Source organism: Photobacterium minamisatsumaniensis, assembly GCF_050336695.1.
Taxonomy (GTDB): Bacteria; Pseudomonadota; Gammaproteobacteria; order Enterobacterales; family Vibrionaceae; genus Photobacterium; species Photobacterium minamisatsumaniensis.
The window spans coordinates 1-24,132 of the sequence record NZ_JAKJSI010000053.1; the positions used below are offsets into that span (position 1 = coordinate 1).

At 42.0% G+C, this 24,132-nt stretch carries 20 protein-coding genes; 10 read left to right on the forward strand and 10 right to left on the reverse strand.

Going from position 1 to position 24,132, the window contains the following annotated elements:
* Positions 1-389 precede the first annotated feature (389 nt).
* Positions 390-2,057 carry a VRR-NUC domain-containing protein gene (locus L4D78_RS24255; protein WP_428469314.1) on the reverse strand — a complete coding sequence of 556 codons (1,668 nt, stop codon included), beginning with the start codon at positions 2,055-2,057 and terminating at the stop codon, positions 390-392.
* Positions 2,058-2,231: 174 nt separating this feature from the next.
* Between L4D78_RS24255 and L4D78_RS24260 the strand changes: the two genes are divergently transcribed.
* Both L4D78_RS24260 and ydiJ read left to right on the forward strand, forming a co-directional pair.
* On the forward strand, positions 2,232-3,743 hold the full coding sequence (locus L4D78_RS24260) for a bifunctional NUDIX hydrolase/phosphatase PAP2 family protein (RefSeq protein WP_428469315.1): 1,512 nt from the start codon (positions 2,232-2,234) through the stop codon (positions 3,741-3,743).
* Positions 3,744-3,918: 175 nt separating this feature from the next.
* On the forward strand, positions 3,919-6,984 hold the full coding sequence (ydiJ, locus tag L4D78_RS24265) for a D-2-hydroxyglutarate dehydrogenase YdiJ (RefSeq protein ID WP_428469316.1): 3,066 nt from the start codon (positions 3,919-3,921) through the stop codon (positions 6,982-6,984).
* 62 nt (positions 6,985-7,046) lie between these two features.
* Here ydiJ and aqpZ read toward each other — a convergent pair whose 3' ends face one another.
* Together aqpZ and L4D78_RS24275 are read right to left on the reverse strand one after the other, a co-directional pair.
* On the reverse strand, positions 7,047-7,736 hold the full coding sequence (gene aqpZ / locus L4D78_RS24270) for an aquaporin Z (RefSeq protein ID WP_428469354.1): 690 nt from the start codon (positions 7,734-7,736) through the stop codon (positions 7,047-7,049).
* 191 nt (positions 7,737-7,927) lie between these two features.
* Complete coding sequence (locus L4D78_RS24275; RefSeq protein ID WP_428469317.1) at positions 7,928-8,815, reverse strand: LysR family transcriptional regulator; 888 nt, start codon at positions 8,813-8,815, stop codon at positions 7,928-7,930.
* A 183-nt stretch (positions 8,816-8,998) separates the two neighbouring features.
* On the opposite strand from L4D78_RS24275, the gene L4D78_RS24280 reads away from it, so the two are divergent.
* Entirely contained in the window at positions 8,999-9,661 is a 663-nt protein-coding gene (locus L4D78_RS24280; RefSeq protein ID WP_428469318.1) for a cation efflux transmembrane domain-containing protein, read from the forward strand.
* A 62-nt stretch (positions 9,662-9,723) separates the two neighbouring features.
* Here L4D78_RS24280 and L4D78_RS24285 read toward each other — a convergent pair whose 3' ends face one another.
* Positions 9,724-10,212 carry a LabA-like NYN domain-containing protein gene (locus tag L4D78_RS24285; RefSeq protein WP_428457105.1) on the reverse strand — a complete coding sequence of 163 codons (489 nt, stop codon included), beginning with the start codon at positions 10,210-10,212 and terminating at the stop codon, positions 9,724-9,726.
* Positions 10,213-10,589: 377 nt separating this feature from the next.
* On the opposite strand from L4D78_RS24285, the gene L4D78_RS24290 reads away from it, so the two are divergent.
* The 3 genes from L4D78_RS24290 to L4D78_RS24300 all read left to right on the forward strand — a co-directional run bounded on the left by L4D78_RS24290 (position 10,590) and on the right by L4D78_RS24300 (position 12,148).
* Positions 10,590-11,333 (forward strand): YggN family protein, encoded by a 744-nt coding sequence (locus L4D78_RS24290; RefSeq protein ID WP_428469319.1) that lies wholly within the window; start codon positions 10,590-10,592, stop codon positions 11,331-11,333.
* Positions 11,334-11,376: 43 nt separating this feature from the next.
* On the forward strand, positions 11,377-11,877 hold the full coding sequence (locus tag L4D78_RS24295; RefSeq protein ID WP_428469320.1) for a hypothetical protein: 501 nt from the start codon (positions 11,377-11,379) through the stop codon (positions 11,875-11,877).
* Positions 11,878-11,992: 115 nt separating this feature from the next.
* On the forward strand, positions 11,993-12,148 hold the full coding sequence (locus L4D78_RS24300) for a hypothetical protein (RefSeq protein WP_428469321.1): 156 nt from the start codon (positions 11,993-11,995) through the stop codon (positions 12,146-12,148).
* A 97-nt stretch (positions 12,149-12,245) separates the two neighbouring features.
* On the opposite strand, the gene L4D78_RS24305 is transcribed toward L4D78_RS24300, so the two are convergent.
* Positions 12,246-14,618, reverse strand: a complete 2,373-nt coding sequence (locus tag L4D78_RS24305) for a YgiQ family radical SAM protein (RefSeq protein WP_428469322.1) — start codon at positions 14,616-14,618, stop codon at positions 12,246-12,248.
* 842 nt (positions 14,619-15,460) lie between these two features.
* On the opposite strand from L4D78_RS24305, the gene L4D78_RS24310 reads away from it, so the two are divergent.
* The 3 genes from L4D78_RS24310 to L4D78_RS24320 all read left to right on the forward strand — a co-directional run bounded on the left by L4D78_RS24310 (position 15,461) and on the right by L4D78_RS24320 (position 16,646).
* Positions 15,461-15,937, forward strand: coding sequence for a prepilin-type N-terminal cleavage/methylation domain-containing protein (locus L4D78_RS24310; protein ID WP_428469323.1), 477 nt, complete (start codon positions 15,461-15,463; stop codon positions 15,935-15,937).
* A gap of 28 nt (positions 15,938-15,965) precedes the next feature.
* Complete coding sequence (locus L4D78_RS24315) at positions 15,966-16,205, forward strand: hypothetical protein (protein ID WP_428469324.1); 240 nt, start codon at positions 15,966-15,968, stop codon at positions 16,203-16,205.
* 216 nt (positions 16,206-16,421) lie between these two features.
* Complete coding sequence (locus L4D78_RS24320; protein ID WP_428469325.1) at positions 16,422-16,646, forward strand: hypothetical protein; 225 nt, start codon at positions 16,422-16,424, stop codon at positions 16,644-16,646.
* Positions 16,647-16,725: 79 nt separating this feature from the next.
* Here L4D78_RS24320 and L4D78_RS24325 read toward each other — a convergent pair whose 3' ends face one another.
* The 4 genes from L4D78_RS24325 to L4D78_RS24340 form a co-directional block, all read right to left on the reverse strand.
* Positions 16,726-17,157 (reverse strand): hypothetical protein, encoded by a 432-nt coding sequence (locus tag L4D78_RS24325; RefSeq protein WP_428469326.1) that lies wholly within the window; start codon positions 17,155-17,157, stop codon positions 16,726-16,728.
* The gene (locus L4D78_RS24330; RefSeq protein WP_428469327.1) at positions 17,136-17,855 is read right to left on the reverse strand and encodes a winged helix-turn-helix domain-containing protein; all 720 of its coding nucleotides are present in this window, start codon (positions 17,853-17,855) and stop codon (positions 17,136-17,138) included. Before L4D78_RS24330 ends, L4D78_RS24325 begins: the two co-directional genes overlap by 22 nt.
* Before the next feature lie 327 nt (positions 17,856-18,182).
* Positions 18,183-19,550 carry an anaerobic C4-dicarboxylate transporter DcuC gene (gene dcuC / locus L4D78_RS24335; protein WP_428469328.1) on the reverse strand — a complete coding sequence of 456 codons (1,368 nt, stop codon included), beginning with the start codon at positions 19,548-19,550 and terminating at the stop codon, positions 18,183-18,185.
* A gap of 328 nt (positions 19,551-19,878) precedes the next feature.
* Positions 19,879-20,754, reverse strand: a complete 876-nt coding sequence (locus L4D78_RS24340; RefSeq protein ID WP_428469329.1) for a LysR family transcriptional regulator — start codon at positions 20,752-20,754, stop codon at positions 19,879-19,881.
* A 100-nt stretch (positions 20,755-20,854) separates the two neighbouring features.
* Here L4D78_RS24340 and L4D78_RS24345 point away from each other — a divergent pair, with 100 nt between their 5' ends.
* Positions 20,855-22,078 carry an MFS transporter gene (locus L4D78_RS24345; RefSeq protein ID WP_428469330.1) on the forward strand — a complete coding sequence of 408 codons (1,224 nt, stop codon included), beginning with the start codon at positions 20,855-20,857 and terminating at the stop codon, positions 22,076-22,078.
* Between the two features lie 52 nt (positions 22,079-22,130).
* Here L4D78_RS24345 and L4D78_RS24350 read toward each other — a convergent pair whose 3' ends face one another.
* Positions 22,131-24,017, reverse strand: a complete 1,887-nt coding sequence (locus L4D78_RS24350) for a methyl-accepting chemotaxis protein (RefSeq protein WP_428469331.1) — start codon at positions 24,015-24,017, stop codon at positions 22,131-22,133.
* Between the last annotated feature and the right edge of the window lie 115 nt (positions 24,018-24,132).

The window sequence follows — 24,132 nt, forward strand, 5'->3', positions numbered from 1 at the left end:
GTATTTTATTCTATCTTCATGAAAAGTAAAGGTTATATTATGGTGATTAAAGTGCTCATTATTGCTTGATATCTTAAGCTTTTGTTTTTAAAGTATTTTATTATTTTTCTGTAGTAAACTTTAGTTGCAGAAATAGCCTTGGTATAAAACTCCTGAATCTGTTGGTTTATAAATAGAAGTTAAATTTTACATTGCGTAATAATGCGCATATGGTTGAGTTGACATAGTTAATATTAAACATCATAAATATAACGCATGTGTATATATTAAGCTAGTGGCGTACTGGTGAATTATTGCTTTTGATTTGGACTGTGAATAAAGGCTGTAACGTTCTTTATTAGTAAAATGTCAGGATAATACAGTTGGTGAATATATCCGATATAAATGATTCACTGAGCCTCTGACCACTCAACATATACCACTTCAGCAGGCAGCTCTAACTCTTGAAATACGTTTAGCCAGCGGATCTGGTTGCTCTGCAATTTATCGCCGGGGCCTTTTACCTCTATCCAGCGAAAAGTGTGCTCATTAAATGCGATGAGATCAGGAAAGCCACTGCGGTTACTTTTCGGGTCAAACAAAATGCGCTTGAATAGGGTGCACAGTGCTTCCATTGGAAAATGAGCAATCGCGTGGTTAATGACTTCAGGCGTGATTAATGTCCAATTAACCCAATCATTGGCAATACCTTGTTTTTCTTTATATACATCAAGCCAATGTTGCCAATGACCGGATTGAAGYTCTTCGAGGCGCTGGTCGATAGCTACTTTTCTTTGCAGGTAAAATTCCGGTGTGAACATGCCTTTCGGTGAGCGTTGAAAGGGGTTTAGAAAAGCCCCCTTCACATCACTAAAAATAATGTCCCAGAAGGCTAGTCCAAATAAACCACATATAAAGGTATTTTCGAGGTAGTAACATTGCCAGCCTTGTTGCGAGTAGTGCTCTGCAACAATAAGCTCAACACTTGTATCGGTATTGTTTAGTGTGAGAAAACTATTCGTGAATCTAGGCCTTTTACGAGGGGGAACGGAAAGGGATAACTTACGGGCGAGTTTCCCCACCAGTGTCGCAGCCATATCAGCTTCTTCTTCTGATTTTGGCGCTAATTGCATCTGACAGGCAAGTTGATAGGCATCAGCATAATTGTGTTGTTTATCGAGAATGCGTACCTGCCGTTCTCGTGATGGTGGCAGCTCGCTTTGCGAAAACAATAAACGAGCGCTTTCAAGCTTAGTTGAACTATTTTCTGCAAACCGTTCTAGATCCCGTGCTATGTGGTTAATTAACTTTTGCCTTTTACGCTCAAGTGGTAGCCACTCGATCGGTTGTGGCAGTTGATTGGCCATCACTTCAATCGCAGTAAAATCTTTTTCTTCTTTGGCTTGCCAGTACAGTTCATTGAGTGCTGAGAGTGCCAGCCATTGCTCGATATTTTTACGTGCGTTAAAAAAGCGATATTGTCGATCTATGTTATAGTTTTCATAATGCTGAATGCCTAAATCACTAAGTACAAAGTCAGTCAGGCTTTGGTGGCTATTACCGAAGAAAAGTAACAAGAATACATTCAAGTGCTCTGTTTGACGTAGTTCGATAATGTCTTGTTGAAACGCACTAATGTCCGGGGATAATTGGCATAACGCATCAACGAGTTTATCTTTTTTATGGGATTTCCAAGCGGATAACTCATCAAATAATCGGAGTAATTCTGGCTTTGTAAAAAGTGCACTAACGGCGACTGAATTAACAGGCCATGTCGGCGTATTTTCTTTTCCCGGTTGGAATATAAATGCAAACTGGCAGTTAGCTAATTCGATAGCTGCCAGTTCGATATTGTCAATTTCGCTGTAGGCTAATTTATCAAGACGAAACAATGCGCCTTTTCTGGATAATAGGCGTATGTATAGTTTTTTAGCATCATCACTAAGCTGGCCGAATGTGTGTAGCCATGCCAGTTCGCTTGTCGACATTACATCGCTATATTGGCTTGTGACCACCTCTATAAGGGTTAAGAAGTTACTTAAGTAATAGTCATTGCGAAGAGGTTGTGGGGGATTCATGGCATAACCTAAGTAAAATAAAAATCCTGTCACCTATATTGTCATTTTATGAAACAGATCCAAGTAACACGAGTGTAAGCGTAAAATATCTTCATTTGTTAATATACTCAATAGCTTACATTAATTTGTGCTGCTATCATCACACGAGCCACCAATTTTATAAAAAGGTTTATAGTGTCTGTTAGTGTAACTGGAATGACCCGCTGGCTGTTTGTTTTTTTACTCTGTTTAGCTAGCCCTTTTTTATCGGCGCAAGAAGAAAATATCAAAGCAAGCGAGACACCGGAAGGAATTGTTGGTGCTGTTTGTGTCATTCGTCATGATAACAAAATGGTGATGTTATCAGAGGTTATCACGCGTAAATTATCTTTGCCTGGTGGGTACATTGACAAGGGAGATACGCCACAGCAAGCGGCCGCAAGAGAAGCCTTAGAAGAAACGGGGATCCATGTCACGGTTGCTGATCTTATTCAATATCGTGGTCGTGCCGCCATTTATAGTTGCGTTGCACAATCACCCATTCTTGTGTCTTCATTTCGTGACTATACAGGGCACTTGATTGTTGCATCATGGTTTTCTAAGCACTTTGCGACTGAAGTTGAGCGGGTTTATCTCATAGACCCTGAAGATGTATCTGCCAAGGAATACCGTTACGCAGAAGATGCTCAACTATTATCTGCTTGGTTAGAGAAAACCCCTAACAGTGAGATATTGGAATATACCGATCTTAGCGATCGCGTTAATGTCTTACATCAAGTTGAGTTGAAAGCGATTAAGAACCTCCAACACACTGTTAGTGAATGGCCGAGTATTTTTAGTGATACCTTTAATGCATTGATGTTTGTATTGAATTTATCGGGTGAGCCATGGTTTGTGGTTGCGTTATTACTTGTTGTTGCGGGATTTTGGGGGCCTAAGGCATTACTTGAATTGTTGTTTGTCTTGTTTTTAGCAACGTTTACGTCGTCTTTATTGAAATACGGTTTAGCTTCGCCTCGACCTTCAGTGATTATTCCTCAATTACAAAAAATTAATGCGTATGGCTTTGGTTTCCCTAGTGGGCATACACTGTTAGCGACATTGCTCTGGGGAATAATGTGGCATGTATTATCAAAAGTGATGGCGAATAAATATAAGTATTTACTGACAGCGATGGTCACTTTTATGATCGCCGGACAGGCCTTGGCAAGGGTTTGGTATGGTGTTCATTTCATTAGTGATACGGTTATGAGCATTATGCTAGGGCTTGTGATTGTCTCTGTAATCATTATCTGGCGTTCAGATATAAAGTCTTCGTATTATGCCTATTTATTAAATAAATGGTTCTGGCTATCTATTACTATATTTGTCGGCATTGTTGCGAGCTATACGTTGGTGCCTGTTCATGCTTATTTGTTTACGGGAGGACTAGGTATATTCTTAACGGTTGATCATATTGTCAAACAATCGTCGAACACCGTAAGGCTGCCTTGGTTACAGGGGGTGATCAGTTTTGCCGTTATTGCTGTTGGCATTGCTGTACTGTTCTGGCTTATACCGTATGCCGCTTCACTTTCAACCGTAAGCTTGGTGGTTTTAGCCATTAAAGGGACCGGTTCAATGCTAGTGGCAGTATGGTTAGTCAGTAGTACGGCTTATTTGCATCGTAAATATGGCCATTTAAAGCATGAGAGAGACAAGGCATGACATTAGAGCCTCGTGTATAGAAGCCACCCTCAAGATACTTTCCTTTATGCTAAAGGTAACTTGGTATTGCAACATGCTTTTTTTAATTTTAGCGGTAAGGTAAAGTGGAGAAAGGCAAATTATATAGAGAGGCCAGTAGTCGTAGGATACGACGGTATACTGGACAAGGAGAGCAATGTTACCTGCACTGACACATCAAGACAGTATCGAGTCTTCTGTACTGTCTTATCTTCAAGAGTTAGAACAAGCTGGCTTTCGTGGAGATATCGAACACAGTTATGCCAGTCGCCTTGCCGTCGCAACTGATAATAGCGTTTATCAACAACTTCCACAGGCGGTCGTTTTTCCTCGTAATAATGCTGATCTGATTGTGTTGGGGCAAGTTGCCCAATCAGAAGCATTTACGACTATTGCATTTTCTGCCCGAGGAGGCGGTACTGGCACAAATGGTCAATCATTAACGCCGGGAGTTGTGGTTGATATCTCCCGCCATATGAATGAAATTCTCGAAGTTAACCCCGAAGAAGGTTGGGTTCGTGTTCAAACCGGCGTTATTAAAGATCAACTAAACGATGCACTTCGGCCACATGGTTTTTTCTTTTCGCCGGACTTATCGACCAGTAACCGCGCTACCGTCGGTGGAATGATCAATACAGATGCTTCTGGGCAGGGCTCATTAAAGTACGGCAAAACCTCTGATCATGTTTTATCGCTCAAGGCTATTTTGGTTGATGGTTCAGTACTCGATACTGAAGCACTGTCTTCGACCGAAATCCAAGCCTTAGCTCAGAGCGATGATCTTGCCACTCAGGCACTTAAAGTGGCCGAGCAAGTATGCCGTGAAAACAGGCAGCAGATTGTTGATAAATTCCCGCCGCTGAACCGGTTTTTAACGGGCTATGATTTAAAAAATGGTTTTGATGAAACAGTAACTCAATTCGATATTGCTCGCCTCTTATGTGGTGCTGAAGGGTCACTTGCGTTTATTTCAGAAGCGAAACTGAATATTACGCCAATTCCAAAATCCCGAACGCTCGTTAATATTAAGTACGATAGCTTTGATTCTGCACTTCGTAACGCATCAATGATGGTCGAAGCGAAAGCACTTTCGGTTGAAACGGTTGACTCTCGCGTATTGAATTTAGCGAAGCAAGATATTGTTTGGCATACGGTGAGTGAGCTTATCGAAGATGTACCCGGCAAAGAAATGCTTGGTATTAATATTGTTGAGTATGCCAGCAATGATCTGCAAGAAAATGAGCAATTAGTCACCGCGCTTTGTCATCAATTAGATAGCATGCTAGAGAAGCAACAAAGCGGCATTATTGGCTATCAAGTATGCAATGAATTATCGAGCATCCAAAAAATCTACGGCATGCGAAAGAAAGCGGTTGGATTATTAGGTGCAGCTAAAGGGCGTAAAAAGCCTGTTCCTTTTGCTGAAGATACGTGTGTACCGCCGGAAAATCTAGCTGACTTTATTACTGAGTTCCGTCAGTTGCTTGATGATAACCACTTAGATTACGGCATGTTTGGTCATGTCGATGCGGGGGTTTTGCATGTACGTCCAGCATTAGATTTATGCGATCCTGAGCAAGAACGCTTGATGAAATCGATATCAGATCAGGTCGTTGCGTTGGTGGCAAAATACGGCGGTTTGATGTGGGGCGAACACGGTAAAGGTTACCGTTCCGAATATGGCCCAGACTTCTTTGGCGAAGCACTCTTTACTGAATTAAGGCGCGTTAAAGCGGCATTTGACCCCGATAATCGGATGAATCCAGGGAAAATTTGTACACCATTAGACAGCCAAGCTGAATTGGTGAAAGTGAATGGTGTGAAGCGTGGATTTTATGACCGTCAAATTCCGGTAAAGGTTCGTGATAGCTTCAAACAAGCGATGGAATGTAATGGTAATGGCTTGTGTTTTAATTATGACACGAGCTCGCCAATGTGCCCATCGATGAAGATTTCAGCGGATCGTCGCCATTCGCCGAAAGGGCGGGCTGGCCTTGTTCGTGAGTGGTTAAGGCTGTTAGCTGCTCAAGGTATCGATCCCGTAACAATAGAAAACGATCTGATGGTACGTTCGCCTAGCGTGAAGCAGATCATTGATCGTTGGCGGAATACTTTTGGATCGAAACGAAAAAATTATGATTTCTCGCATGAAGTCATGGAAGCGATGAATGGCTGTTTGGCTTGTAAGGCATGTGCGAGCCAATGCCCGATAAAAGTCGATGTACCAAGTTTCCGCTCTCGGTTTATGAACGTATATTACAGCCGTTATCAAAGACCGGCGAAAGACTATCTGGTTGCTTATGTTGAAAACTATTTGCCATTAATGGCAAAAGCACCTGTGGTATTTAATGCCATGATGCGGCCAGCCTGGTCGAAAAAGCTGACTGAGAAGTCGATAGGTTATGTAGATATGCCTGCGCTTTCAGTGCCCACATTAATGGAAGGACTAGACGGTCATCATGCGACACGGTTTGATTTACAGTGGCTACAAGCGTTATCAAAGCAAGAGCGTGAGCAGTATGTATTGATCGTCCAAGACCCGTTTACCAGCTTCTATGATGCCGATGTGGTGAAAGACTTCGTTGAGTTGTGTGACAAGATTGGTAAAAAGCCGATGATTGTGCCATTTAAGCCCAATGGGAAAGCACAGCATGTAAAAGGCTTTTTGCGTCAGTTTGCCAAAACAGCAGCGAACACTGCAGAGTTTTTAAATCAACTGGCGGAACTTGAGATCCCAATGGTAGGTGTTGATCCTGCCTTGGTACTTTGTTACCGAGATGAATATAACGAAGTGCTAGCCGATAATCGTGGCGATTTCCAGGTGCTAACAGCACATGAATGGTTGCTGCCGTTGTTACCCTCATTACCGGTTTACCCTAATCGCAATGGAGACAGTTGGTATCTATTCGCCCACTGTACCGAGAAAACCATGTTGCCTAATGCTGAAAAAGAGTGGGGGGCAATATTCGACCACTTTGGTACAAGCCTTAAATCGATAGCCGTTGGCTGTTGTGGCATGGCGGGTACATTCGGGCATGAGAAAGACAAACTTGAAACATCACGCGGCGTATATGACTTGAGTTGGCAACCAAACCTTGAGCAACTTGACCCAGAACGCTGCATGGCAACGGGCTATTCGTGTCGAAGCCAAGTTAAACGTTTTGAGCACATTAAAATGAAGCACCCTGTACAGGTATTATTGCAAGTGACTAAAGCCATTTAGCATTATATTTAGCTTGTGTGTATAGCGGGAGAGGTTTGTGCTTCTCCCGCTTTTTTTCGGTATTATTCTTCGTTAGGGCTCAGCCAGCGGTAAACAATCCCTGCGACAAACGCCCCAAGTATTGGCGCAAGCCAGAATAGCCATAACTGAGCGAGTGCCCAATCGCCAACGAGTAGGGCGGGGCCAGTACTACGGGCTGGATTTACCGAAGTATTTGTAACCGGGATACTAATAAGGTGAATGAGTACGAGGGCTAAACCAATCGCAAGGCCTGCCATGGCGGGTGTTGCTAATTTGTGGGTAGCACCAAGAATGACGATGAGAAACATAAACGTCATGACAAACTCTGTAATAAACCCAGACACCATTGTGTAGCCACCGGGTGAATGATCACCATAGCCATTTGACGCGAGGCCGCCAGCTAGATCAAACCCAGCTTGGCCGCTGGCTATGGTATAAAGAATGTAAGCGCCTGCTATCGCCCCAAGTACTTGCGATAATATGTAAGGAATTACTTCGCTCGCAGGAAAGCGTCCACCAGAGCATAAACCAACAGTAACTGCCGGGTTAAGGTGACAGCCAGATATATGGCCAATGGCATACGCCATGGTGACAACCGTTAAACCAAAGGCAAGTGAAACTCCCAGCAGGCCAATCCCTACATCAGGAAACGCCGCAGCGAGTACGGCACTACCACAACCACCAAGCACTAACCAAAATGTGCCGATAAATTCTGCGACCAGTTTTTTCATCATAACTACGATTCCCTTACCATTCCCTAATACATAAAAAGTTATTTTTATACTGGTGAGAGTATAGGAATCATCTAGGCCCTTTTGATGGCTCATTAATGAAACAGTCTTATGAGAATGAAGGTGCAGTAGCACCTCAAGGTTACCCCTTTTAGCAATTAGCAATATCAAGGCATGTACAGGATGAGGGTTTACTTGGGCATATGGTCAGTTAGGTAGTGTTCAATTTTTTCGGATAGCCAATACGTTAATGCGCCTTGTTGGCTGTTGCTTGTGTGTATGACGCCATAGGGCTGCAGCCGCATTGATTGATAATGATTGAGCACCTTGACTGTACCGTCACGTAATGATGTATTAATTAACACTGAAGGGACGATTGACCAACCATTTCCATCTAATACTGCATCTCTTAAATGTTCATAGAACGGTAAGGCAATATAATTATTTGACGCTGGTGAAACGGCTTTTAGCCCCTCATCATCAAAAGCGGATAACGCAAACTCCGTGTATCGTTCTAAATCAGAACTTACAACGTTGCTGAGATGACATAAAGGGTGATCAGCGTGAGCGACAGACATCATCCGTATCTGTCCTAATTTCAAATAATGGTTCTTTGATAGGCTTTCAGCCTGTGGCAGTAAACAAAATGCCACGTCTACTTTGTTTTCTTCAACCATGCCGTCAAGCTCTGGCGGTGGCGCAACATAAACAGAGACGCTGGTATTGGGAAATTCTGAACTCATTTTATGAACAAGTTGACGCCAGAATGATTCTGGCAGGGCATCATCACGAGCGATCCTTAACGCGGATTCTACCCCCCCTAAATGTTGCTGGCATTTTGCATTGATATCGCCAGCAATCATCATCATACGTTCACAGTCGTTTTTAATCGCCTCGCCGATAGGCGTTAGTTCAACATGGTTGCCAGAACGCTTAAAGAGCTCAACGCCTAACGTATCTTCAAGGGAGTTAATGGTAGAGCTAACTGTTGTCCGGCTTTTACCTAGCTTTCGACTTGCTTCTGATATTGAGTTTGAAACACTTGCTTCAAGAAACATCTCAATCTGGGTTATTTTCATATTTAGACCTCAAACGTTATTGTGATTCCAGTTATACCCGTTATTTGTGTCGTAAAAGCAGTCGCTAGACTGAGCGACGGAAATTACGTCGCTGAGTGATTTTAATCATGCGGTAATACCCAGTAGTATGCAATATAAAGTAATTAAGAAAGAGGCGGCAGACGAACAACCTGTCGGTATAAAATGACAAAGCATACCGTTGTATCTTTAGAGCGGAAATTATTACAGTTCTCTACCGTGTCTGCGTTTATTTTTGCCTTACTTGGGATCGGGTTGGGTTTATGGATGAATTCACTTGTTATTGTATTTGATGGCGCATACTCATTTATTAGTTTGTCATTGACCATTATTTCGTTGATAGCAGCGTCTTATATACACTCTCCTGTACGTAAAAATGCCAAACGTGAAGCTGCATTTATCGAACCCGCCGTAATCGCATTTAAGGGGTTAGTCATAACACTCATGTGTGTCGTGTCATTTTATTCTGCGGTACTGGCTATTATGAGTGGTGGCCGTGAGGTGAATACAGGCTTGGCTTTACTGTTTGGTGTCATCAATGTCATTGGGTGCTGTGCATCATACTGGGTATTAAAGAAGTACGGCAAACGTGCAAACTCTGCGCTGGTGGATGCGGAATCAAAGCAGTGGCTGATGGACACTGTGATTAGTGGGGCAGTGATGGTGGGCTTTGTTGTCGCGTCGTTATTAGTGGTTGTAGGACATGCACAGTATGCAGCATATGCTGATCCTGCGATGGTCGTTATCGCTTCTATCTATTTTGTGATAGTCCCGATTAAAATGATGTTTGGTGCATTGAAAGAGTTAAAGCTCGAGCTAACAGAGTGATGAATAAAAAAGGAATCAGCCAAATGGCTAATTCCTTTTTTATTATTGAATATAGGAGATCACTATTTACGGATTTGTCCGAGCAATAGGGTTTCTTCAATCTCACGGAAGAAACGTGCTGTATTAATGAGTGACGTTGCGGTTAGTCCCGGTACGCCATAGATTTCTACATCTTTACCGTATTTAGATTGTACTTTGTCGACCAGTAAATCAAAGTCACCATCACCTGAAAGTAGGATCACACGGTCGGCATCTTGTGCATGCTCAATAACATCAAGTGTAATGCCTACATCCCAGTCACCTTTTGCCGAGCCATCACTACGTTGAATAAAGGGTTTGAGTTTTACGTCAAAGCCGATACCACGGAGTATATTTTGAAATTGACGCTGTTTTTCATCACCACGATGAATTGCGTAAGCGTAGGCAGCAACGACTTCCCGCCCTTGGGTAGCTTCAGCCCAGAATGCATTGTAATCAAAGTTACAACCGTAGGTGTCTTTAACGGTGTAATAGATGTTTTGAACATCAACAAAAATAGCGACTTTTTCCACAGCTAACCTAACTTGATGAATGACAACGGTAGTATATACCCAAATTACCACAAGGCGTGTTTCAATGGTATTTACTTAGTATTTGAACTGGAGTTTATATTATTCATCGACGGCGATAAACCGGTATTAGAGCCGCCTTGCCGTATAGGAGAGTCTGCCACTTAAACGTGTCGGAACGGTCGTTTTTTACTCAAATCAACGTAAAAGAGAGTTCAGTAGCATTATTATCAACATTAAATATTCATCGTTAATATTTTGACACATCAAAGTACCTATTTAATGGCAAATGACTTCTCTAACAGAGAGGCTGAAGCTTGTTGTTGAACACAAAAAATGTGAAAGTATGGCAATAAAAATCATCAATAAAGAGATTGGCTATGAGAATCATTGTAATTGCGATTCCTTTACTGGTTACTTCCTTTGGACTCGCAGCTAAAACGTGCCCAGTGGCGGTACCGAATGATATTCACATTAGCAGCGAACAGGTATCTGTCTATCAAGATGGCGTGCCAAAGATGATGATTGATGAACAATATCAACTGTTTATTAATGGTGAGAAAATTGAACTATCGGAACTCCAGCAGCAAGCCTTGGAAGTCTATAGTAAAAATGTTCAGCATTACTTACCTCTGATGGCTGATATTGCAGATGATGGTGCCGATGTGGCAAACGGTATTTTACAGGAAATTTCGGCGAGCTTTGATTCACAAGCATCGTTTGAAAATGTCGAAAGCCTAATACAAGAATACAGTGATAAAGCACGGCAAAAGTTCTATCAGGACGATGAGTTTGTTATGCCAGCACATATTTTTGAAGTGTCTGACAGTGACTGGAAACAAGAGTTTGAACAAGCACTCCAACACATAAGCCTTGAGTCGATAAGTAGTCTATTTGCGGCGTTGTCTGAAGAAATGAAAAATGGGGAAATTAATTTTTCAGAACTTCAGACCAAATTTTCAGAGCTAAAAAGCCGACTGCAAGAGCAAGTTCATGAGCAGTCAGGTGCTGTAGCTGATAAAGCTAATGAACTGTGTGATTCAATTAAAGATTTAGCTGAAGACGAAAAAGAATTACAAATGATAGTGCCAGAGTTAGCACCATATCCAATGTTTGAAATTTAATGTTATTAACCCTTTTAGTTAAACAGAGGAAGTTGGAATAAAAGTGTATCTAGAAGAGCATTACTATTCTTTTTCAATAGTGACGGAGTTTATTCAGGATATAGGCTTAACGATTATAGAAAAAAAACAGGGTGAGGTAAGTACTGAAAGCCATTGCTGGATTAAGGCTGGGCGTATTTATTTCCAACATCAGCCTAATAGGGAAGTAAAAACTGGCGAGATCTTGTTCATGGCTGCTTTGATTGCAATTACGCCTGAAGAAGAACGCTTTCGGCTAAGTTGTGCCAAGTGCAATGATAACCATGACAATATGATGGCACTAGCTTGGTGTTGGGCGGCAATACACCATTTAGAATTGAGTATTGATATATTGCTGTATTCATTTTCCAACGCACCTTGCTACCAAGTACTCGAGCGCTGGAGCGACTGTCGATTTTTGGGGGTACCATTATTGCAAAATGTTGGTATGACAGTAGAGCCCACACGTCAGAATGTTGATAGCAACACCACATTCCCCAAAATGTTGTGTTGGGTACGTGGATAAGGTCTTTCAGGTAACATAAATACAATCGGTTACCATTTGGTTGATGTCGATAACGATATGCCATCAATAGCTATGTTATTGTTTTACTCTTGCAGTCAATATTGTTGGTATTACTATGTTAAAGCTAGGCGTAATCATTGTTTTGTTATTGCTAGGGGCATTAGCAACCAAATACCTTGATGAAAATGCTCAAAAGAAAGTGCTGATTGGATTTGGTGTACTGGTTCTTGCTGCAATTGTGACTTTTATGGGGTCAGAACTAATACGCTGAGAATAACTGCTTAAATGTTTTGATTAGCAATATCGATAATTTAATTGATATTGATAGTAATAGGCTCGCATGATGCGAGCCTATTTGGTTTTAACGTTTAACGAGCACGCGAGCGGCTAGGTTTACTGCCTTGCGAGCCATTGCGATTTGGACGAGAGCCATTGGGTGACTTGCGTTGCCCTTGAGATTGCTCGCCTTGTCGCTGCGATGGACGACCATTACCTGATTGGCTTTGGTTGCCACCATTTCCGTTTTTGGCATTTTGGCCACCACGCTTACTACCATTTGCGTTGCCGTTGCCGTTGCCGTTGCCGTTGCGTGATTGATTACCACGTTTACCGTCTTTACGGATGTCTGGCTGGTTAGGGTGCTTGGTTGCAAATCGTTTTGCACCATGGCGACCCGATTGACGGCGTTGTGCTGGCGTCAGCTGCTCCTCTTGCTCTGAACCTTCTTCCGGCACTAAGCAATTATCGCGATTACCAATAAGGTGTTTCTTACCCATATTGATCAGTGTTTCGCGGATCAATGGCCAGTTCGATGGATCATGATAGCGTAATAACGCCTTATGTACACGGCGCTGACGTTCACCTTTCGCAACAAATAACTCTTCGCGTTTTTTGTACTTCACACGCTTAAGTGGGTTTGTTTCTGAGTGATACATTGACGTTGCATTACACATTGGAGATGGATAGAAATTCTGAACTTGATCACACTCAAATTCATTCTTCTTCAGCCACAATGCTAAGTTAAGCATGTCGTCATTGGTTGAGCCTGGGTGAGCTGAAATAAAGTAAGGGATCAGGTATTGTTTTTTACCTGCTTCTTTACTGTATTTTTCAAATAGGTTTTTAAAGCGATCGTACGAGCCCATCCCCGGCTTCATCATCAGATCAAGCGTGCCTTTTTCAGTATGTTCAGGTGCGATTTTAAGGTAGCCACCTACGTGGTGGGTAACCAACTCTTTAACGTATTCCGGTGACTCAATTGCTAAATCGTAACGAACACCAGAAGCGATCATTACTTTTTTGACCCCTTTCACTTGGCGCGCCCTGCGGTACAAATCAATGGTATGTTTGTGGTCAGTATTTAGCTTTTCACAAATCTTTGGAAATACGCACGATGGGCGACGGCAGTTTATTTCAGCTTTAGGATCAGAACATCCTAAGCGATACATGTTCGCAGTTGGGCCACCTAAATCAGAAATTGTACCTGTAAAACCTGGGACTTTATCGCGAATGTCTTCCATTTCACTGATGATCGAGTCTTCAGAGCGGTTTTGAATGATACGGCCTTCATGCTCTGTGATTGAACAGAAACTACAGCCACCAAAACAGCCACGCATGATATTGATCGACGTTTTGATCATATCGTAAGCTGGAATTTTTGCCTTACCATAAGATGGGTGTGGTACACGCGCAAAAGGTAAACCAAACACGAAATCCATTTCTTCCGTGGTTAGCGGGATTGGTGGGGTATTTACCCATAATTCACGATCACCGTGCTTTTGTACTAATGCACGGGCAGAGTATGGATTCGCTTCAAGGTGCATAACACGGCTAGCATGTGCGTAAAGAATACGGTCGTTACGCAGTTTTTCGTATGATGGCAAGCGAACAACTGTGTTCTTCGGGTCATGACGCGAAGCCGTTACAACGATTGGCTTAGCTGCTGGCTCAGCCTTTGCATCGTCACTTTGCTTGGTTTTGCACTCTTCTTCTGTTGCGTATGGGTTCGGCATTGGCATTGCACGGCCCGGTTTTTCGATACGTGAAGAGTCAATTTCGCGAAAACGCTCAGGGATTTCTTTTAACATTACAGCGGTGCCTGCAATGTTTTTCATTTCATCAACTGAATCGCCTTTAGCGAGGCGATGCGCAACTTCGACTAATGCACGTTCAGCATTACCAAAAAGTAGAATATCTGCCTTGGCATCAACAATAACAGAACGACGTACTTTGTCTGACCAGTAGTCATAGTGTGTTAAGCGACGTAGGCTCGCTTCAATACCACCAAGCACAATCGGTGTTTCTTTATAAGCTTCGCGACAACGTTGTGAATACACTAATACGGCACGATCTGGGCGTTTTCCGCCTTCATTATTTGGCGTGTAAGCATCGTCATGACGAAGCTTTCTATCCGCAGTATAACGGTTGATCATGGAGTCCATGTTACCAGCGGTAATACCAAAGAATAGATTTGGCTGGCCTAAGGCCATGAAAGCGTCTTTGTTATCCCATTCTGGTTGAGCGATGATACCGACACGGAAGCCTTGAGATTCTAGCAAGCGGCCAATAACCGCCATACCAAAGCTTGGGTGGTCAACATAGGCATCACCAGTCACGATAATAATATCGCAACTGTCCCAGCCGAGCGCGTCCATCTCTGCACGAGATGTTGGCAAAAATGGTGCTACACCGTAGCATTCTGCCCAGTATTTTGGATATTCGTTAATTTTTTTTGTAATCATGCTCTTACATTAAACTATTTTAAATTAGGGGCATATAGGGACATTTATCTATATGCAATATGTCTTATTTCTTTAATAAGGAGCGAATTAGAACAGGCTCAGTATTGGTCATATTCAATGGGCTTGTCTTGCATTCGAATGCCCCATTTAGTAGCTGTAAATGTACTCAAACCCTGCCAGTAATTGGTTCTATTGACACTCATCGTCGTAACGCTAAATGTAGTATAGGGCTTTAAAAGGGAAGGAAGTTTAACATGTTCGCGCTGTATTACATCAATTTCTGTTTTTTGGCGATTTTCTTAACAGTTGTTGGACGAGATTTGACTATAAGTTGTTGATATCTGGTTTTAGTCCATGTTTATTGTATGGATAATGTGCGATTAAGTCACCGAGTGGTATTGAAGTGAACCCGTAAATATTAGCACTGAGGAGTGGTGTCGATTCTATGTAAGTGATGCTGGGTTTGTCTTTAATTGGCTTTCACAAGGCAAAAAAAACCGTCGTACAAAAAGGGTACGACGGTAAACGTAGATTTCTTGATAAGTATTAAACATCAAGAAGAACTGCATTATGTCATAGATGATGCAGTGGTATCAATAAAAATGATATGGTTATTGCTTGGTGTAAGTTTTACTGATTTGTGGCGGGTTGTCTGAGTCGGGTAGCAACGTCGCTATACTAATCAGTAAGAATGAACAGATGCTTGTACTTACTGGTGTAATGTTCTTACTGCCTCATTAAGATTCTGTATAAATCCTTATCACCTTGAGTGTGAGCGGTATATTGCTTTACAATATGTTCACCTTCATGGATGAACATTCCTCTAAAGCAGTAAGAGTACTATGAAAAATCACGCAGGTTTTACATTAATAGAGTTGGTGATTGTTGTGGTGGTCGTTGGGATATTGGCTGTTACAGCTGCACCACGATTTTTAGATTTGGATGATGATGCACATGAGTCGGCTCTTCATGGTATGAAAAGTGCGTTTGAAAGTTCGCTAGCGATAATATATGGCAAACACAAGCTAGAGGGAGAGCCGAGTACTTTAACTATTAATGGCAGTACCTTACAGTTTGCTCATAAGAAAAATCGATACGATTATCCGTTTGCGAAAAATAAACGTGAGTGCGTTAACATTTGGAATACATTGATAGAGGGTACTGAAGCAGTTAGGCGTAACGCGGATAATAACGAGTTGCTTACTAAATATAAACGAAGAAGCAAAACATGTACTTATTCTTACTTCGGTGAAAAAGGCGAGATAGCTTATAGCTCAGGGGACGGTAACGTTGAGCTAAATTTGAATACGAATGGATAGTAATAACTTTTAAATTTGAGTGAGAGTCATGTACACAATTTTTTCGTTACTCAAATGGGTTGTCTTGATTTACTTAGTTAAGACAGGCCGTATTCCAGAATCTACATACATAAAATTTAAGCAGTTTACGCTTAGTGCTATTGCGATGGTTTTACTGCATTCAACGCTAGCGGTTCATGTTATTGAGTCTGTTGATTTGGTGAGCAATGGCACTGGTGATGGTTACTACCTCAGAGAAACAATGTCGACATACAAAAAAGAGGTTTAAGCCTCTTTTTTTACATCTTAATTATTTACTTTCCTAACAATGGGTTACTGCATGTTTATTTTTAAAAGTATAAAAAATAAATATTGAATTAGCTAAGATATAGCCCATTCGCGACTATTCATTTCAGGATTCGTACCACTCAAATCAGTGCTGATTTGCGGCTAAGCAATTATGCATTGTGGGTGTTATTTAAAGTGAAGGTAGGTAGTGGCGAATATGAATAAAAAAGTGCATTGGGCTGTAGGCCTTGTTTCTGCGTTATGTTTTTCACCGGTGTCATACGCTGATATAGAAGAGTGGCATGAAGAGCGTGTAGAAGAACGTCGTGAAGACCGAAGGGAAGATCGCCGAGACGAGCGACAAGATGAGCGGAAAGAGGAACGTAGGGAAGACCGCCGTGAGGAGCGTAGAGAGGATTTCGTAGAAGAAGTGTTTGATTAATGCTTTAACCAAAGATGATAACGGCTGCCATAGATACAGCCGTTATCAATAGAAACGAAGAAAGTTGGATGTTAGCTCATTACTGCACAGGTTTTAGTCGGTAGACTTTGAGCTGGTGGCCATTATAGAAGCTGGCGATGAGTACATCGTCTTCAATCAGTAGTCGAATTGAACTGATCACATTGGTGTTTAAATCGAGTTTGGCTTTTAATTCAGGGTCGTCGGCATTTGCATCAATCTGACGAATAATAATTCGCCCATCAACATCTTTTTGATAATGACTTAAATATCTCACATCGAACTTTTGAGCATCTTTATCTTGCCCATAAACGCTTAAATGGTTGCCATCGAAATCAATATAAAAGCGCATACTCTTTTCAGTTTCGGTATACCACATTCCTTGATAGCTGGAAAATGTCGGCATAATGCGATCTTTAATGTAAAAAAGTGCGCCAGTAAATAATAATACGGCAATAAAAAAGGTTAAAACTACGGTGCGATCTTTATGCATGTATCGTCCTCCTTACAGCCATATAGCGTTTCTTTGACTTTATCAATGTATTGATATTCTTCTGATTCAACGGCTTTTTCAATGAAAGGAAGTTCTTCTTCTGTAGGTATAAACAAAACCGTTGTTCGATCAATATCGCCAGAAGGCGCTTCAGGAATAACCCAATGAGCAAGAGTGACAATAAATACGCTGACTACAAACGCTGTAATATATAGCCATGGTGAGCGAATTAGGTTGGTTGTGGTTTGGTTGGTGTTTTGGGCGTTACCAGTATCAACCGACTCAGAATTTGAGTGCAACAAAATACCAGACTTTTGCTTGTTATCGTCAGTCGCAAGAGGAATAACAGGGTTATCTATTTCACCATATTGCGGTTCGGTGGTGAGTTTATATCCGCGCTTAGGCACGGTTATAATCAAGCTTTTACCCAAATCAAAGAGCTTCGAACGAAGGCCATTAACGGTTTGGTTTATCGTGAAATCAGAAACATACGTTCCTGCCCATATGTTTTCAGCAAGGTCTTTTCGCAACGCGACATGCGGATACTTTTGACAAAGTAACTTTAATAGCTCCGCTTCTTTTACTCTTAGCTGGCTTTTTGCACCATTAATGGTGTTTATAACCGCTAAGTCAGACCCAGAAAAACGCAAGGTTTGCAATGTGATAGTTTGCGGTTCACTTTGTTCGGTGTGGGGCATAGGCGTCATTTTTCGTTATATAAGCTAATAGGCGAATATAGACGATAAATTCTGCTTCTAGGTTAGATTCATGTAAAAACAAGGTTCCGCCCCTTGTTTTATACGAATTTTATTCATTTTTTGCCCCTCTCTACACGCATTAGCTTGACGGCAGAGGGGGGGACAACAAACTCTCAAGCCTGAATGTTCTTTCATATAAATGGTAGGTGAGATATCTGTTTTAGTCTTATCTTTTATTGATAGTGATTTGCTCTATATACAAAAACACCACGAAATTTCGTGGTGTTTTTACTTATTCAGTTAAGCTTCGAGGGCATAAACTGTCATTTAGCTGTACATTGGTACCAGCACAACAGTACCAATAATGACGGTGATCAGGCCACAGATAACAGGGACAGAAGTACGTTTAACCACTTCAAACGGGTTAACGTTCCCCATACCAGAGGTCGCAACGATAACGCCAGAAACTGGAGAAATTGTACGGCCTAAGTTGGAAGCCTGAAGCATTGGGATAATAAGGAAAGCAGGGCTTAGGCCCATCTTACCTGCTAATGCAGGGGCAAGTTCTACGAAAGCGTAGAAAGGTGCGTTACCAGAACCTGTTGCGATAGCAGCAGCAACGGTTAGGCCTGTTAACAGTAGCATAAGGGCGAAACCACCAGCACCAGCAGCTTCAGCAAGGCCAATTAGGTTGTCGATTGCACCGATAGACATAAGGCCCTGTGCAAACACACCCGCAGCAACAAGAAGCATTACAACGCCTTTGAATGCTTCTGCCATGCCTTGGTAACATGCTTCTAGATCTTCAAGTGTTTCTTTACCCTTGAATCGCTTAGTAACGAAATCAACGAGAGCACCAATGGTGATAGAGAGTACTACGATGGTATAGATGTCTAGCGTTAGCCCCTCAATGGTGCTGCCGTTAAATAGGAATACACCAAAGATAGGCATGAAAGGCAGAATTGCGTAGTAGGCTGGCGCTTTTACTTCGATTTCAGAAATATCAACTTTTTCCATTTTGATATTTTCTTTCTTATCAAGGTATTTATTCCAGAAGAATGCCGCCGCTGCCATTACGATGATTGCACAGATTGAAACAGGCAATACGGTTTCTACCGCAAAGACATGGAGTGGTAAGCCTGATTTTTCTGCTGCGACAATCACGTCACCCGATGTTGGTGACAGAATGATCGCTGCAGGTGATGCACAGATTGCAACCGCGGCAGGGCGAGAGATACCCATTGCTGTCATCATTGGGAACAGGGTTGCCATCAAAAGTACACCAAGGCCTGTTGCTGAACTAACTGCTAGCGACATTAAACATGCAACGATATAAGCCGCAACAAGTAGAACATAAGGTGATTTGATGAAAGAGAGTGGTTTAGAGAATTGCTTAACGACCACATTATTGGCGCCGATGTGCGTCATGTAAGAGGCAAAACCACAAAGCAGCATGATTTGTAGACCTAGGCCGCCCCCACGGTACTGAAGCATGTACTTCACGTATTCCAGTGAGTCTGTAACAAAGTTACCGGTCGAGTTGATGCTGTCAGGCAGTACTTTCATGCCCATTACACCAGTGATCAATAACAAGAGGATACCTGCTGTTAGCAATACCCCTGCAGCTTTATATCCTTTGATAATGAAGTAGCCAACAGCAACAGTTACTGCTAAGCCAATTAATAGTTCCAACATGGAAAAAATCCTCTTAAACCACAAGTAAAATAAAAAGAAAAAATATGTAACTTTGAAAAATATTCTTACATATTAATTGGGTTTAAATTTACCTAAAAATAGGCAGTAGAACGATAGAAATGGTACCACTTTATGATCTGAAACAGCATTTAAAGTAGTGTGTTATATTTGCGCTACAAGAATGAAAAACAATGAATAAACAGCTGTTTATATTTGGTTAAATGTTATTATTTGCATGTATTTTATACAAACTAAAGCTAACACGTAGTAAACAGTGGGTTAATAAGCGTTAGCTTGCTGGTTTGTTGTATCTAAATGTAAATATAATTTATATTTGGTGGTGTTTTTTAACAAATTCCATAAAAGCACGATCTGCAACAGATAAATAGCCATCTTTCCGCCATGCAATGGCAATATTTAGGTAAACGGGGTGCTCAAAGGGGATTGGGACTAATCCTGCTTCATGCTCTGTCACCATCTCTAAAAGCGCAGCAATGGCAAAATCATTACGCACTATTTTTAATATCATTGGTAACAAGTTAGTTTCGAAAGCTATTTTTGGGCTGTAGTTATATTCATTACAGATTTGGTCGATATATTCACGATGAAAATAGCCAGCTTTGAACATGACGAGCTCTTGCTTAAAGAAAGTATCAAAGTTGATGCTTTTATATTGCGCTAATGGGTTGTCTGGGCTGACTGCTGCAACCATCTGTGTAGTAATTAAGTGCTCCGTAGAAAGGCTTTCGGGTACATGGCTACAATGTATGACTCCAAGATCCAATTCTTTACTGAGTAGCATCTGTCTTATTGTTTCAGTTCCAGCTTCGACAATGGTTAGTTTTAGTTCTGGGTACTGGCTCTTAAACCCCATGAGGATTTCAGGCAGATAGTAAGACCCAAGTGAACTCGGTACCCCTAGTTTTACTTCACCTTTGGTTAGCCCTTTTAGCTCTTCCATTGCGGTGGTTGCATCCTGAACATTTTGCAATATCAAGCGAGCATGGCGAAGTAATACCTCACCTTCTGGAGTAAGGGTGACCCGGCGGTCATTACGATCAAACAAAATGATGCCAAGCTGAGCTTCAAATTTTTTGATCGCGATACTGAGTGCCGGTTGAGCAATATTCAGTGCTTGTGCTGCTCGGGTAAAGTTACCCGTATGTGCAAGCGTCGTGAAATAGGTGAGCTGGCGAATATCCATAGCTATATCTTTTATTTATCATCTTTATAGTTTTTATATATTTTCATTATTAAGCTTAAATTGCTACTTTTTGTATAGGATTACTGACGAGCAATGGAACATGATAGAGATAAAAACACCTGAGTATCGGCGGGCGAGCTTGGCTTTGTGCTTAGGATCTTTTTTAATATTTTGTAATTTATACCTCTTTCAACCAATGCTTCCCTTAATGGCTGAAGCCTTTTCGGCCTCGGCGACGCAGGTTAATTGGCTAGTGGCTGCTGGCACGCTTGCGCTTGCGGTGATGCTGGTTCCTTGGGCTGTTCTATCAGAGCGAATAGGGCGTAGAGAAGTTATGCTACTCAGCTTAGCGTTACTCCCTGTTATTGGCTTCATGATGGTGTTCTTCAATTCGCTATGGGCGCTGAGTTTTGGACGAGCCTTAATGGGGGCGGCTTTAGCGGGTTTTGCTGCAGTAGCTGTTGCCTACATGGCTGAGGAATTTACGCCTAAAGCCTTAATGCTAGCGGTCGGTGGGTATATTAGTGCTAATTCATTAGGTGGCATTTTTGGCCGAATCAGCGGTGGATTAATTGCAGATAGTTTTGGCTGGCAGGTTGCCGTTATTGCGATGTCGCTATTTAGCCTATTCATTGCGATTTTGGTATATCGCTTGTTACCCAAGCAGCAACACTTTAAACCTGTTAAAGGGCAGCTTCGTAACCAAACATACAGTGTGATCCATCATTTACGTAATCGTGAGTTGTGGTTTGCAATGATGATTGGTGGGGTAAATTTTGCGTTGTTCGTAAACCTTTATTCGGTAATGGGCTTTAGGTTAGTTGCTGAACCTTATAGTGTACCGGTGAGCTGGGCGTCGATGATATTTTTGTGTTACTTAAGTGGCACCGTTACAGCAAAACTGAGTGGGCGCTGGACGCAACATTTTAGTGCTATATCGGGCATGGTTATGGGGACGACCGTTAGCGGTTTTGGCATGTGGCTTGCCTTAATTGAATCGATACCAACGATGCTTATTGGTCTGGTCCTAATCAGCTCAGGCGCTTTTTTTACGCACTCTTTAGCGTATGGATGGGTGAGTCAACGCGCTCAATTATCTAAAGCGACCGCAACAGCACTGTATTTGGTGCACTATTATGTCGGCGGAAGTTTAGGTGGTTTCTTCCTGATTGCTTGCTGGGAATACTATGGTTGGGGTGGTGTGATTAGTGGGGGCTCGGCACTCTACTTTATTATCTATTGGTTATGTTTTCGTTTACAACGTATCACTAAAGATGAGAGCCATTACCATGACGTTGGTACTGATAAAAAGGGCGTTAGTTAACGCCCCAGCATCAATACTCTATTATCAAGACCCTATTCTCAAGGCCTAAGAATTAAAATTTGAATTGACCCACGACATGATCGAGCTCTTTGGCCATTTCGGTTACTTGTTTGCTGGCTATCGATGACTGATCAACAGCACTTGCCGTGTTTGTTGCCAGTTCAGCAATACGGATAATATTTTGGTCTATTTCTGAGGAAACCATAGCTTGCTGCTCAGAAGCTGATGCAATTTGCAGGCTTTTATCTGAGATACCAGTGATGGCTTCCGTAATACGGTTGACGGCATCGGTGGCTTCTTTTGTTTGCTCGACAGTCGATATTGCCAACGTTTGGCTGTCTTTCATAAGTGAAACACTTTGGCTAACACCAATGTGAAGCCGTTCAATAGTTTGCTCTATTTCTTCTGTTGAGCTGTGAGTTCGTTGGGCGAGTGAACGTACTTCATCAGCAACAACGGCAAAGCCTCGACCATACTCACCAGCTCGAGCCGCTTCGATTGCAGCATTTAAAGCCAGTAAATTAGTTTGGTCGGTAATATCACGGATCACCGATATCACTTTGTTGATATTATTACTTTCTGCTTCTAGTGTTTGAATTTGCTGTTGCGCGGTATGAATTTTCTCTGCCAGCGATTGAATGCCTTCTCCAGCCCGTTGGCTAATAGCTAAGCTTTGTTGTGCATTTTTCTTCCCTTGCTCGGCGGAATCGGCAGCATCGGTTATATTGCTAGCAATTTCATTGCTGGTGGCTAGCAGTTCATTAATAGAGGTCGCCACATTGGCGGATTCGTTTTGTTGCTGCTGGGCATTGTTGAGGCTATTAGCGGCCGAAGCACTTGATTCGTTGGCACTGGTGTTTAACTGCTGGGATATAGACGCTACATTTTGAATGATAGACTGTAGTTTCTCTGCAAATTGGTCGAACGATTGGCTTAGTACGGAAAGTTCATCTTTGCCTTTGTCATTCATTCTTACGGTTAAATCCCCGTTGCCATTGGCAATGTCTTTCATGACTTGGTTGACGGTGTGTAAGCGGCGGGTGATCTTCCGGCTAATAGTGCCGAGAGCGACCACCATCAATAGTGTTAATAAGCTACCTCCAACTAGCAAGGCGACTTTTTCAGACTGTTGCTCTTCCTGAATGCTGTTAACGATAGATGCTTCAAGTTGTTCTATATCATGCTCAACGGCCTGAACATTACTGCGTAATTCACCATAAAGACCCGCATTGTAAGTCAGTCCGATAGTGGTAAAACCTTCGGCGAGTTCATCAAACATCATTTGGTACATGATGATACTGCGGCGGATTGTTTTTTGTTCTCGTACCGTGAGTTCACTGTTGCTTAGTGCGGAGGTTAAGCTTTCTATATTATTATTGAACGAAGCAATATGATCGCTGTTTTTGGTGATGAGGAAATCTTTTTCATTACGGCGTAATGTTAATAACATCCGGTAGAGGAGCTCATTGCCAGTGACTAATATCTTTTCCTCTGCGTCATTTGCTACATTACGGATGTTCCCCCGTAAACCTTCTTGAGGTGTTAAACCTAACAGAATTGTTTGATCGGCAATGATGTTGAACTGGGTGGAATATGTATCAAGAGAAAGCTGGAGGTTATCAAATTTGGCGTTATTTGAGTCATTGTATTGTGCGAGAAGCGCCTTAATATTCTTGAGCCGTAGGCTAAGCTGTATCTGCTTCTGGTTAAACTGCTCGATATATTGTGGATCGAGCCGGGCAAGGAAGTCTTTTTCATGACGACGAAGTGTGAGCAGGTCGGAATTACTATGTACTGTTTCTTGAACCGCAAATTGTAGTTGGTCGAGTTTTTTAAATGATAAGGCCTCAAAGGCGCCAAAAGCAATCATGGTGCAGACAAGCAGAACGGTGGTGAGTAATAATTTAGCTTTAATTGTGTGAAATGATGGCACCCGCATTGTTTTCTCCTGTTATTTGCTTTTTAGGGCTCGACAGGCTGATAGGGCTTTAGCCTAGCTTCATGTATACCCAAGACAAACTTTCCATACTTTATAACTATAGGCTCAGACGGGA